This is a genomic window from Streptomyces sp. R33 (genome assembly GCF_041200175.1).
GTDB lineage: Bacteria > Actinomycetota > Actinomycetes > Streptomycetales > Streptomycetaceae > Streptomyces > Streptomyces katrae_B.
Window position 1 is genome coordinate 4,290,486 of sequence record NZ_CP165727.1, and the last position, 11,998, is coordinate 4,302,483.

Annotated in this window: 13 protein-coding genes; 6 read left to right on the forward strand and 7 right to left on the reverse strand. The window is 71.2% G+C overall.

Annotated features, from left to right (window positions below):
* From AB5J51_RS19585 to AB5J51_RS19605, 5 genes are all read right to left on the reverse strand, one after another.
* Complete coding sequence (locus AB5J51_RS19585; protein ID WP_168724261.1) at window positions 1-144, reverse strand: hypothetical protein; 144 nt, start codon at window positions 142-144, stop codon at window positions 1-3.
* Window positions 141-404 carry a hypothetical protein gene (locus AB5J51_RS19590; protein ID WP_136224722.1) on the reverse strand — a complete coding sequence of 88 codons (264 nt, stop codon included), beginning with the start codon at window positions 402-404 and terminating at the stop codon, window positions 141-143. Before AB5J51_RS19590 ends, AB5J51_RS19585 begins: the two co-directional genes overlap by 4 nt.
* Window positions 405-926: 522 nt before the next feature.
* A complete protein-coding gene (locus tag AB5J51_RS19595) occupies window positions 927-1,403 on the reverse strand; it encodes a cupin domain-containing protein (protein ID WP_053789615.1) in 477 nt (158 codons plus the stop codon).
* 567 nt (window positions 1,404-1,970) lie between these two features.
* Entirely contained in the window at window positions 1,971-3,236 is a 1,266-nt protein-coding gene (locus AB5J51_RS19600) for a sensor histidine kinase (RefSeq protein ID WP_369778174.1), read from the reverse strand.
* A complete protein-coding gene (locus tag AB5J51_RS19605; protein ID WP_168724262.1) occupies window positions 3,233-3,910 on the reverse strand; it encodes a response regulator transcription factor in 678 nt (225 codons plus the stop codon). The genes AB5J51_RS19600 and AB5J51_RS19605 overlap by 4 nt, the downstream gene beginning before the upstream one ends.
* Before the next feature lie 284 nt (window positions 3,911-4,194).
* On the opposite strand from AB5J51_RS19605, the gene AB5J51_RS19610 reads away from it, so the two are divergent.
* Together AB5J51_RS19610 and AB5J51_RS19615 are read left to right on the forward strand one after the other, a co-directional pair.
* Window positions 4,195-5,814: an alpha/beta hydrolase gene (locus tag AB5J51_RS19610; RefSeq protein WP_369778175.1), complete on the forward strand. Its 1,620-nt coding sequence runs from the start codon at window positions 4,195-4,197 to the stop codon at window positions 5,812-5,814.
* A 43-nt stretch (window positions 5,815-5,857) separates the two neighbouring features.
* On the forward strand, window positions 5,858-7,489 hold the full coding sequence (locus tag AB5J51_RS19615; RefSeq protein ID WP_369778176.1) for a serine/threonine-protein kinase: 1,632 nt from the start codon (window positions 5,858-5,860) through the stop codon (window positions 7,487-7,489).
* Here AB5J51_RS19615 and AB5J51_RS19620 read toward each other — a convergent pair.
* Window positions 7,428-7,718, reverse strand: coding sequence for an aspartyl protease family protein (locus AB5J51_RS19620; protein WP_369778177.1), 291 nt, complete (start codon window positions 7,716-7,718; stop codon window positions 7,428-7,430). The two genes, AB5J51_RS19615 and AB5J51_RS19620, sit on opposite strands and share 62 nt — an antisense overlap.
* 197 nt (window positions 7,719-7,915) lie before the next feature.
* On the opposite strand from AB5J51_RS19620, the gene AB5J51_RS19625 reads away from it, so the two are divergent.
* Window positions 7,916-8,872, forward strand: a complete 957-nt coding sequence (locus tag AB5J51_RS19625) for an RNA polymerase subunit sigma-70 (RefSeq protein WP_369780279.1) — start codon at window positions 7,916-7,918, stop codon at window positions 8,870-8,872.
* Complete coding sequence (locus AB5J51_RS19630; RefSeq protein WP_053789620.1) at window positions 8,869-9,669, forward strand: alpha/beta fold hydrolase; 801 nt, start codon at window positions 8,869-8,871, stop codon at window positions 9,667-9,669. The genes AB5J51_RS19625 and AB5J51_RS19630 overlap by 4 nt, the downstream gene beginning before the upstream one ends.
* On the opposite strand, the gene AB5J51_RS19635 is transcribed toward AB5J51_RS19630, so the two are convergent.
* Complete coding sequence (locus AB5J51_RS19635) at window positions 9,662-10,357, reverse strand: DUF998 domain-containing protein (RefSeq protein WP_369778178.1); 696 nt, start codon at window positions 10,355-10,357, stop codon at window positions 9,662-9,664. The two genes, AB5J51_RS19630 and AB5J51_RS19635, sit on opposite strands and share 8 nt — an antisense overlap.
* A gap of 444 nt (window positions 10,358-10,801) precedes the next feature.
* On the opposite strand from AB5J51_RS19635, the gene AB5J51_RS19640 reads away from it, so the two are divergent.
* Window positions 10,802-11,104 carry a hypothetical protein gene (locus AB5J51_RS19640; RefSeq protein ID WP_136224729.1) on the forward strand — a complete coding sequence of 101 codons (303 nt, stop codon included), beginning with the start codon at window positions 10,802-10,804 and terminating at the stop codon, window positions 11,102-11,104.
* A 14-nt stretch (window positions 11,105-11,118) separates the two neighbouring features.
* Window positions 11,119-11,805, forward strand: a complete 687-nt coding sequence (locus AB5J51_RS19645; RefSeq protein ID WP_369778179.1) for a restriction endonuclease — start codon at window positions 11,119-11,121, stop codon at window positions 11,803-11,805.
* Window positions 11,806-11,998 lie beyond the last annotated feature (193 nt).

Sequence of the window (11,998 nt, forward strand, 5' to 3'; positions counted from 1 at the left end):
TCACCGGGCGGCCTCGTCGGCGGTTCGGAGCCCGGCCTCGGCGGCGGCGGCGGTGCGAATGCGGCTGATCTCGCCGACGATGTCTCGGGCCTCGGGGTGGACGGGGGGCTGCGGGACGGCGGACTGCTCGGGAGCGGTGCTCATGCGGCTTCGCTCTCCTCCTGGTCCAGTTCGCCCGCCCGATAGGCGTTGGCGAGGGTGGTGACATGCTGGCGGGACCAGCCGACGCGGCGGCCTACCGCGGCCTTCTGCCCGTAGCGGTCGGCGGAGCCGATGCGGCCCGCCGTGCGGTTGAGGTGTGCCTGCGCCCGCACGAGGGCCTGCTCGGCTCGGCGGACGGCCTGGAGAGCCTCGTCCAGCTCGGTATTCTCGGCGTCGGTCAGGGGGTCGCTTGTAGCTCGCACAGCCCGAGCATAAACCGTCGCCCGCGTTTGACGCTATGCCGCCGCTCGGAGGAGCGATCGCGGCAAGAACAGGTACCGCCGACACTGAAAGACAAGGGCCGCCGGGCCGCAGTCGGACGGCCCGAGCGCGACGTCAGCCCTACGGGAGGCCGTGCCACAACGTGCAGTAGGGGCGGTAACCAGCGGTCGGCAAGGGCTCGCCGGGCCCACCCAGGCGGGGCCGACGGCGCCCATTTCCGCAGGTCAGATGCCACACGAAGGCCCTAGCGCCACCCCTGTTCTCACCTCCGCTGGGCCGCTCCGGCCGGAGCCGCGAGCGGGGGAACGATCCTGTGGTCGGTGGCGAGGGTGTTGCCCGTGTGCCGCAGGTCGTAGAAGCGGAACAGCTTCCGGCGGCGTCCCGGTTGTCCATCACCAGCAACGCCGCATAGGTGCCTGCGCCGATCAGGACCTCGAATTCCATGAATGAGCTCTCGGCTCGCCTCGGGGCCAGGAACCACTGTCGCGATAAGCCCTCGCTGGTCAGGCGTGCTCGTCCGATGGCTGCTGGGCAGGCTGGACCGACCAGCTTGGCGGCTCGTCGTTGCCTGAGTCCTCGTCGCGCTCCGCGTCGGCGGCTGTCGCATGGATCTTGCCCGACGCGTGGTGGACCGGCGCGTATACGGCGTAGAGCTGCAGGGTCTCGTCACCGATGTTGGTGACGTTGTGCCAAGTGCCGGCGGGCACGCAGATTGCCCAGCCATCCTCGACCTCCCTGTCGAAGTCGAGTCGATCCTTCGTGCGGCCCATCTGGACGCGGCCCCGGCCTGCGTCGAGTCGTAGGAACTGGTCAGTCTCCGGGTGCGCCTCCAAACCGATTTCCTCACCCACCGGGATCGACATGAGGGTCAACTGAAGGTACTTCCCAGACCAGGCGACCGCGCGATAGTTCGTGTTCTCGAGCGTCGCCTTCTCAAGGTCGAAGCTTTGAGGTTCCGGCCCGATGTCCTTGATGGTCATACTTCTCTCCCGGTCAACGAAGGCGGTACGCGGTCGCGATCTTGCACCGGCCCACGTCGACATTCTCAGAGCCCTGGGCTCTTCTGGCCACAAGCACGGAGCCGCTACCGCGCAAACGGCCGCGACCCGTTGCCACATTCCGCCGCAGCCCGCTGGGCATCGGTTACCGACAATGGCGGAATCTGCGGACCCGGACGACTCCTGCCGACCTAACGCCAAACCTCAGAACCAGGTCACTGGTAGGGCTTGGTTGGATTCCGCGGCAGTCGACGCGCTCGGGGCGGGCGGACGGTTGCCGCGAAGAGTTGCGGGGGCGTCGGCTGCCGATCTGGACCACCCTCATGGGGGGGCCGTGCCCCATCCGTGCCCCATCCGTGCCCCATCCGTGCCCTTCGGCAGGTCAGGAGCCGTACCGGTCACCGCGCGCCATAGCTTTCCCAAGCTTATGGCGCGGGTTCGATTCCCGTCATCCGCTCTTGCAAGAAGGCCCAGGTCAGCGACCTGGGTCTTCTTCGTGCCTCCGAACAGCCTTCGGAGGAACTGGAATTGGCGCGCCATTCGGACGCGCTACTTCGTCCGTGGCTCGAGGTGGAGGGTGAAGCGGGCGCCGCCGTGTGGGCTGGTGGTGACGTCGAGGGTGCCGCCGTGGGCGTGGGCGACCCAGGAGGCGATGGAGAGGCCGAGGCCGCTGGAGCCGGAGGCGGAGCCGCTGCGGAAACGCTGGAAGAGCGAGTCGGCCAGTTCCCGGGGTACCCCCGGCCCTGCGTCGTCGACGGTCAGCGTGCCGTCGGCGGTCACGGTGAGCTCGACCTCCGCAGGCCGGCCGGGGGCGTGGCCGTGGACGAGGGCGTTGCCGAGCAGGTTGGCCACCGCCCGCCGCAGGAGGTCGGGGTCCGCGACCACGACGACCGGTTCGGTGCGTACGGCCACGCGGTGCCCGCCGGTCTCGGTGTCGTCGACGACGGCTTCGACGAGCTGGTCCAGGCGCATGGGCTGGCGGTCCGGGGCGCTGACGCCCGCCGCCATCCGGGCGCGGGTGAGCAGGCCGTCGATGAGGTCGCCCATCCGGTCCGCCAGCCGCACGGTCCTTTCCAGCGCGGCGTCCCGGCTGGCGTCGTCGCGCAGCGCGGTCTCCGCGAGGATGCGCAGCGAGGCTGCCGGGGTCCGCAGGTCATGGGCCGCATCAGCGAGGAACTCCTCCTGCTGGCGCAGTGCCGTCAGCGCGGGTCGGATCGCGCGTCCGGAGAGCAGGTGTCCGGCCGCGGCGGACAGCGCCACCAGGCCGGCGCAGCCGCCGATCAGGAGCAGCGTCAGCCGACGGTGCGCGGCCTGGTCCGCGGACATGTCCGCTGCGGCGACCAGCGCGCCCTCCGGTGCCGCACCGTCGGCTGCCGTGTAAGGCTCGGCAACCAGCCGGATCTCCTGGCCTTCCTCGCTCAGGGCGTCCGTGGCGATCGCCTCGCCCTCCTTCACGGCTGCGGCGGCCGCCTCCTCGATGTCCTCGTTCCGCGGCCCTACGCAGGCCCGGCGCGGCCGGTAGACGATGGTGGGCTTGGTCGCCGTCGTGGCCACCACGGTGAGCAGTGGACACTCGGTCTCGATCCCTTCTTCCAGGGCCCGGACGTCGAGTTTGCCTTTCTCGTCGGTGCCCAGCAGCGGGATCGCCCGGCTGGTCTGGAGGTTGAGTGCGTCGTCGAGCCGGTTGCGCCAGGAGTCGTCGTCGGTGCGGATGGCGAACGCCGCGAGGGCGATCAGCCCGGCCGCGCTGGTCAGGGTGAACAGAGCGGTGAGCCGTCGGCGCAGCCGCCGGGCGCGGGCCTCGGCGGCCGTCATGCGCGGCCGGTGGTGAGGGGTGCCAGGCGGTAGCCCACGCCTCGGACGGTGTGGATCAGCGGTGGGTCGCCGAGCTTGCGGCGGAGTTGGGAGACCAGTACCTCGACGACGTTGGAGCTCGGCTCGGCCATCTCGTCCCAGCACTTCTCGATCAGCTCGCCGCGCGGTACGGCCTGGTCCGCCCGGGCGGCGAGGAGTTCCAGCACCGCGAACTCCTTGCGGGTCAGGATCAGCAGCACGCCGCCCCGGTGCACCTGCCGACGGGCGGTGTCGATCTCCAGGTCGGCGATGCGCTGCACCGGTGGCCGGGCTGCCCCCGCCCGCCGGCACAGGTTGTGCACCCGGGCCACCAGCTCGGGCACGGCGAACGGCTTGACCAGGTAGTCGTCGCCGCCTACGGCGAACCCCGCGACCCGGTCGGCGACGGTGTCGCGGGCCGTGAGGAACAGCACCGGAACGGTCCGCCCGGCGCGCCGCAGCTTGTCCACGTAGTCGATGGCGTCTCCGGAGGGCAGGGTCCGGTCGAACACCACACAGTCGTACTCGGTGACGAAAAGTGCCTCGTCGGCGGCCGGCAGATCAGCGACCTCGTCGACGGCCAGCCCTTCGGAGCGCAGCGCCGCGGACACCGCGAACCGGAGATCGCCGTCGTCCTCGACCACCAGTACTCGCACGGCGGTCAGGATAGCCCGCCCGTCAGGCAGGCCCCGGCCCTTGGACCCCGGGCTCGTCCTCATCAAATCCTCAGGTTCCTTCGGGGACCATCCATCCAGGTCACAGCGGAATCGAACACGCGGCGACTTGAGACACCCCCGGGCGTGGACCCCCCACCCCCACCCGGCTCCACGTCCGGGGGGCAGGCCGCAGGCGGCCGCCTCCCTGCTCTGCGGCACCGGCTTGAACGCCCGTGCCCTGCGCGCAGTGAACCGGCGCCGACCAGTCCCGACGGAGTACTCCCATGAACCACCCGGTCCTCAAGCGCGGCAGCCTGATCCTGGCCCTGGCCGCACTCGCCGCGACGGCACTCGCCGGCTGCGGCCCGGCCGGTGATGACGCACGCCCGCCCGCCTCCGGCGCCGAATCCGTCGATCCTGCCGGGCAGCACGAGCTGCAGGGCTTCTACCGGCAGAAGCTGTCCTGGACGCGATGCGGGGAGCTGCAGTGCGCCACGCTGACCGTCCCCATGGACTACGCACACCCCGAGGACGGCCGGACGTTCACCCTGCCGCTGGCCAAGGCCGTCACGGCGGATCCCGCCGGGCGCATCGGTTCGCTCGTCTTCAACCCCGGAGGCCCGGGCGAATCCGGGGTCGACCAGCTGAAATCCGGTGGGCTGTCGTCCTTCAGCGAGCGGGCCCGCGCCCGCTTCGACATCGTCGGCTTCGATCCGCGCGGCGTGGCCGGCAGCAAGCCGGCCGTCGACTGCGGGTCCTCGGACTCCGCCGCCGAGGACCAGCCGACATCCGGCGCCGGCGACACGTCGACGAGTCTGTATCCGAAGACCGACGCCGAACGTCACGCCGCCCTCACCGACGCCGAACGCCAGGCCGCCGCCTGTAAGGACCGCAGCGGCGCGATCCTGCCGCATGTCGGCACCCTGGACGCCGCCCGCGACATGGACGTACTGCGCGCAGCCCTCGGCGACGACAAGCTCACCTACCTCGGCTGGTCCTACGGCACCTACCTCGGCACGGTCTACGGCGAGCTGTTCCCGCGCCGGGTCCGCGCCCTCGTCCTCGACGCCGCGGCCGACCCCGCACTCGACTGGTCCGAGGCCGCCCTCCAGCAGGCCACGGGCTTCCGGAAGTCGGTGGAGGACTACGCCGGGCAATGCGCCTCCGTGGTCGGGGACGCCTGCCCCGCCGCCACCCCGGACGGCATCCGCACGGTGATCACCGACCTGTACGCGCGGGTCTCCAAGCGCCCGCTGCGCATCAAGGGCACCGAAGAGCGGCTCGACCAGGCCATGCTGCACACCGCCGTCAGCATGTCGATGTACTCGCCCGAGTCCCAGTGGCAGCCCCTGTCCGAGGCGCTTCGCGCCGCACAGCAGGGCGACGGGACGAAACTCGCCGAGATCGCTGACCCCGGTATATCGGCTCAGGACGAAAGCTCCGACAGCTCCGACAGCTCCGGATCCGGTCCCGGCGCCACCGACGACCAGCCCCCGGGCAACTCCTCCGACGCCCTCATCGCCGTCAACTGCCTCGACCAGCCGCACCCCAGGGACCCGCAGCCCTACTGGGACCTGCTCGACCGGGCGAACCGCGAGGCCGGCGCCTTCGGCACCTCGGGCGTCCTCGCCGAGCTCATCTGCAAGGACTGGCCCGCCGGACCGCAGAAGCCGCACCGCGTCCAGGCCGAGGGCCTCCCCCCGGCCCTGGTCGTCGGCACCACCGGCGACCCGGCCACGCCCTACGAGTGGTCGAAGAACCTCGCCGCCCAGCTGCCCGGCGGCATGCTGCTCACCTTCCGGGGTCCGGGCCACACCGCCTACGGCCGCAGCGCCTGCGTCACCGACGCCGTGGACGCCTACCTCCTCGACCTCAAGCCGGTCCCGGACGGGAAGACCTGCTGAACAGCCACCTCCCGGCTCCTACGTACCACTGGAGACCCTCCGCATGCCCACCGATCTGATCCCGGACTCCTCGCTCGCGCGAACGGTCTTCCAGCCGTTGCAGCCCGAGGACCCGGGCGAAGTGGGCGGCTACCGGCTGCACGCCCGGCTCGGGGCCGGCGGGATGGGGCGGGTCTACCTGTCGTACACACCCGGCGGCCGGCCGGTGGCCCTGAAGACGGTCCGGCCGGAGTTCGCAACTGACCCGGAGTTCCGGCGGCGGTTCGCGCACGAGGTGGCCAACGCCCGGCGGATCCACGGGCTGTACACCGCGCAGGTGATCGACTCCGGTGCGGACGCCGAGGTGCCCTGGCTGGCCACCGCGTACGTGCCGGGCCCGTCGCTGCAGCAGGTGGTACGGGAACACGGCGCGCTGCCGGTGCGCACGGTGCTGCTCCTGATGGGCGGGGTCGCGGAGGCACTGCAGGCGATCCACGGCGTCGGGGTGGTGCACCGGGATCTCAAGCCCGCCAACGTGCTGCTCGCGGCCGACGGACCGCGCGTGATCGACTTCGGCATCGCCCGCGCGGCCGACGCCGTCGCGCTGACCGGCACCGGGTTCCGGATCGGCTCCCCCGCCTTCATGGCGCCCGAGCAGGCCCTGGGCCGGCCGGCCACCCCCGCGACGGACGTCTTCGCGCTGGGCGCGCTGGCAGCCTACGTAGCGGGCGGCACCCCGCCGTTCGGTGAGGGGCCGGAAACCGCGGTGCTGTACCGCGTGGTGAACGAGCAACCCGGTCTCGACCGCGTCCCGGGCGACCTGCGCGCGCTGCTGCTGCGCTGCCTGGCGAAGCGGCCCGAGGACCGGCCGACTCCCGCCGAGATCATCGAGGGCGCCCGCACCCACCCCGCCGTGGGCGGGCAGTTGCGCTTCGCCGACGACTGGCTGCCCGTGGGGGTCAGCACCGACATCACCCGCCGCTGCGACCTGCGGCAGCACCTTCCCACGGCCGTCTCCCCCACCTCCGTTCCCGCCCAGGCACCGCCCGGCTCCTTCGGCGCCCCGCACCCCCCGACCCGGATGTCGACCGCCCCGCTGCCCACACCGCCGGCGACCGTTGCCGCTCCGGCGCCACCCGAGCAGGCCAAGCCCCGCCGCCGTCGCCGCAAGGGCGCGTCCTGGAAGACGGTGCTCGTGGTGGCGCTGGTGATGGCGCTCGGCGGCGCGGTCGGCGGCATGCTTCTCGTCAGCACAGCCGACCAGACCCTCGAAGACACGGAATCGTCCGACGACACCAGCCCCGGCGCGGCGGCGAGCACGGTCACGTACGCCGCGGCGTACACCGAGACGGTCCTGACCGCACCCGACGACTCGTACGACTTCGACATCACCACCGGCACGCTCACACCCGCACGGTCCACCCCGTGGGCCGTGGGGCACGACGCCGACGGGTTCCTGAGCCCCCCGGACAGCGACGCCTCCATCACCCCCAGCGGCCGGCCGACCCCGGCCGAGTGTGGGGCGGCCATCGACCGGCAACCGGCGACGGCCCTCGCCTTCGGCGACCTGCCGGCCGGACGAGCCTTCTGTGTGCGCTCACGGAGCACTCACGACATCGCGATCGTGCGAGTGATCACGGTGGCCGACAGCGGTCCGGTGACGATCTCGATGGACTACTACCGCAACGGCAACTGACCTCCGTGCGGGGCCGTTCGTACCGAGTCATCGCCGACCTCACCCTGATCGCCGTGTCGGGTGCCACCGTGTGGGTCCTGTTCGGCTGGGTCGACAACTGGGGCGTCGCAGCGAGATCGAAACCAAGGTCCTTTGCCAGCGCGGTGTCCATCGACGAGGCCGTGGCACCCGTGTCGATCAGCGCCAGCACCTCGACCGTCTTGTGGGACGGGCCGGTGATGCGAACCATCTCCCGCTCGCCGATGGTGTCGGACGACCTCGTCAGCGCACGCTGGGCGAGCCGAGCACACCGAACAACAGGATCCCCACCCCGGCCACTGCCGCGATCACCTTCAGGACCACCGGCACCTTCCGGCGCACGCCCCGATGGTCGCCCGAGGGTGCGGATGCCATCCGCCCGTGAACGAAGGACCAGGTCGGTGAGATCTGGTCCTTCGTCGTGCGTATCGTTGCCGCAGCCTCAGCGAGGAGCCGACCGCACGAGGCCGCGCCGAGGACGCCGTGCAGGAGACGATGATCCGGGCCTGGCAGAACATCGAGCGGTTCGAGGGACGTTCGTCGTTGCGGTCGTGGGTCTACCGCATCGCGACCAACGTGTGCCTGGACGCCTTGGCAGCGGGCAGGCGGCGGGCTCTACCGATGGACCTCTTGGAGCCTTCGTCCGGAGCCTCGTCCCCAGGAGACCCGGAGGACGCCGCCCTGTGGATCGGGCCCTGTCCCGGCGGGGGCCCCGAGGCGGCGGCGACGGCGGGCGAGTCGGTACGACTGGCGTTCATCGCCCTGCTCCAGCACCTGCCGCCCAAGCAGCGGGCCACGCTCATCCTCCGGGACGTGATGGCCTTCTCGGCCCGCGAGGTGGCCGAGCTGCACAGCTCGACCGTTGCCTCGGTCAACAGCGCTCTCCAGCGGGCCCGAGCCACACTCGCCGCACACCGTGGCCACCTCGACGACTCCGGCACCCGGCCCCCCGACGCCGTCCGCCGGATGCTGGCCGAGCGGTACGCGATGGCCTTCTCCCGCTACGACATGGAGGAGCTGAACATGCTGCTCCACGTCGACGCCACCCTGTGCCTGCCCCCGTACGCGAAGTGGATGCGCGGCGTCCCCGACATCCAGGCGTGGCTGACCGGCCCCGCCGTCGGCTGCCGCGGCTCCCGTCTGATCCCGACCACGGCGAACGGCACCCCCGCCTTCGGCCAGTACCGGCCGAGCCCAGACGGAACGGGTTACGAACCCTGGGCACTCCAGGTCATCGAATTCTCCGGCAACCGCATCACCGGCATCAACGCCTTCCGCGACACCGAGCGCTTGTTCCCCCTCTTCGGCCTGCCCGCACGTATCGACCCGGACTCCTCCGTTGAACGCCTGAAGGACCCTGTATGACCTGGTCAGAGCGCACCGTCGTCCGTGAGAACGTCCGCATTTCCTGCCGTGACTGGGGTGGATCAGGGGCACCTGTCGTCCTGCTGCACGGGCTGGCCGGCCACGCCGGCGAATGGGACTCCATCGCCCAAGACCTGAGCCCCCGCTACAGGGTCGTCGCTGTCGACCAGCGCGGCCACGGTGCCAGCGAGCGCCGTCCGGCGGACGTCTCCCGGGCTGCGTACGTTGCGGACGCCGTCGCCGTGGTCGAACAGCTCGGCCTCCAACAACCCGTCCTGGTGGGCCAATCGCTGGGCGGCCACACCGCCATGCTCGCCGCTGCCGCGCACCCCGGGTTCTTCCGTGCGCTCGTCCTGGTGGAGGCGGGTCCGGGTGGGCCAAACCGTCAGGTGCAGGCGGAGATCGGGGGTTGGCTCGATTCGTGGCCCAGGCCGTTCCCGTCGCGGGGAGCTGCCGTCGAATTCCTCGGCGGCGGCCCGGTCGGCGAGGGCTGGGCGGCCGGCCTGGTGGAACGCGATGGCGGCTGGTGGCCGCACTTCGACCGCGACGTGATGGTCGAGTCGCTGGCGGACATCGCCCAGCGGTCCTTCTGGGACGAGTGGTCGAACGTGACGTGCCCGACCCTGGCCGTCCTCGGCCAGACCGGCATCATCGCGCCTGCGGAGATCGACGAGATGCTCCGGCGACGGCCGGAGACCGTGGCCTTGAGTGTGGCCGGGACGGGGCACGACGTTCATCTGGAGCGGACGGACGTCCTGCGGCACGTACTCCATCGGTTCCTTGAAGACGTCACATGATCTGCCGCCAGCCGGAGCGCCAGCGGTTCGCCGGGGTTCCGGCCAGCCGGGCCGTCACCCCGGTCAGCCACAGCAGGCCGAGTCCCGCGCCGGCGGTGAAAGCCAGGACGGAGACGGCCGAGGCCATGAAGCCCGCGAGGACGACGACCGGTACGAGGCGGGTGGCGACGGCCCAGCCCCGCAGGCCCAGGGCGGCGAGCGGACGGGCCAGGACGACGAACGCGGCGCACAGGGCGAGATAGCCGACCATCCCGCCGAACATGTGGACGGCGCCGTGCCCACTCATCACGGTCGCGTCGGGGGCGCCGACGGGAAAGCCCGCCCCGGCGTCGGCCGGGAAGACCGCGGCGACCCAGAAGGACACGGCGAACACGCCGACCAGGACCGGGCCCCACGTGCCGCCCGCGCCGCCGCGCAGCACCCGTCGCAGTCCCGCCGCGCCGGCGATCAACAGCGCGCCGGTGAGCAGGAAGTTCACCGTCTGGACCCAGCCCGCCTCGCCAAGGGCGAGCTGGCTGATCGCGTTACGGGTGAAGTCGAAGCCGTCCCGCGCAAAGCCCTGGGCGAGTCCAACCGCCAGGAACAGCGGGCCCGCCACCATGCCGCCGGTCACCGCCCACCGCGCCGCCGGGCGCGATGCGGGCGGGATGGAGACGATGTCGTGCGGGGCGGTCGGCGTGTGCGGCATGGCGGGCCTTCCTTCAGTCGGTGGTTTCACTTGTATGACCGACGGCAAGAGGCGAAGTCATTGCTCCCGGCGGCGTGTGCTGGATCACACGCACTCTGGGGCACCCCGTGCTCGCGCCACGGGGAAGGGCGTGCCACAACGTGCCGGTAGAGGCGGTAAACAGCGGACAACAAGGGGTTCTAGGGAACGACGAGATGGCGATCGTGAACCGGCGTTCCCGCAGGTCAGGCGCCCTTTACGCGTCCATTCGGATACGAAGGCCCAGGTCAACGACCTGGGCCTTCGCCTTTGTCTGGACCTCCGGCGCCCCCCAACCAACTCCCGCAACGTCCATGGCTGGAGACACGAATAGCGATCAATCGGTGACGTGTTGTCAGTGGCAGGTGCTTTCATGGCGGCGGTTACGCAGGGAGGCGTAACGCGTCTGGTGAGGGGGATGCAGCTGTGCCCTGGATCAATGGCTACGTGCGGTCGGACGGCACTCCGGTAAGAGGACACGTCCGGCTCCCGGTCGGCGCACGACGCGAGACCACACTGCTGGGCCTGTTCGTGATCGGGGCGTTCGTCCTCGGCGGCGGCACCACGACTGCTGGGGCGGGCGCCGGGACCGGGCAGGAGTTACCCCGGCCGCAGTCGACGGTGGTCTACCCGATCAAGTGGCCGGCCTGGGAGAAGCAGACGCAGCCCCAGCCGACACCCACCGTCTCCTATCCCATCGTCTTCCCCAGCACGGGAAGCGGGCGGTGACCCGGCGCCCGCCCGTGAGGCGACGCAGGCGCAGTGGCCCGACGCGCCGCCGAGGGAACCCGGGCTCGGAAGGCCTGATCCTCCTCGGACTCGTCGGACTGGTGGCCGTCAGCCTGATCGCGGCGCTCCTGAACTGGCTGGCCGCCCACCCATGGGTCGTGGCCCTCCTCCTTCTGGCCGCAGCCGGCGCGGGCGGCCTCTGGCTATGGCGACGACAGGAGGCGGCCCGCTGGGAACAGGTGCGGGCGCAGGGCCTGCGCTACGCCGTCGAGCACCTCGACAGCCTCCACCACAACGACTTCGAATTCGCCGTACGGGACCTCATGCACCGCGACGGCTGCTCCGACGCGCAGAAGGTCGGCGGACGAGGCGACAACGGCGCCGATGTGAAAGCCACCGACCCCTACGGCCGCCGCTGGGTGATCCAGTGCAAGCACCGCAAGGACGGCTGGCACGGATCCGCAGTCGGCACCCCCGACCTCCAGGTCCTCAACGGCACCGGCCGCCAGATACACGGCGGCGACGTCCTCGTCATGCTCACCAACGGCCGTTTCTCCCGGCCCGCCCTCGACTTCGCCAAGTCGCAGCACCTCCACCTGGTGGACCGTCACCTCCTCGCCCAGTGGGCCGGCGGCTCCCACCCCCTGTGGGAACTCCTCCGCGCCATCCCGCCACCCCGCAAACCCAACCGTCTCTCCTGACCACGGGGAGAGTGGGGACGCGTCCACGGGTGGTCACGCCGCCTCGGCGCCGCACTGATGGTCGCCGGGCCCTTGCTCACGAAACGCTGCACTCGCGGGGAATCAATATCTATCCCCGCGGTCAGAGAGTTTAATGGACCCCGCAGGGAGGGTTTTTCCACACCACACACGATGGAGATATTTAACGCACACA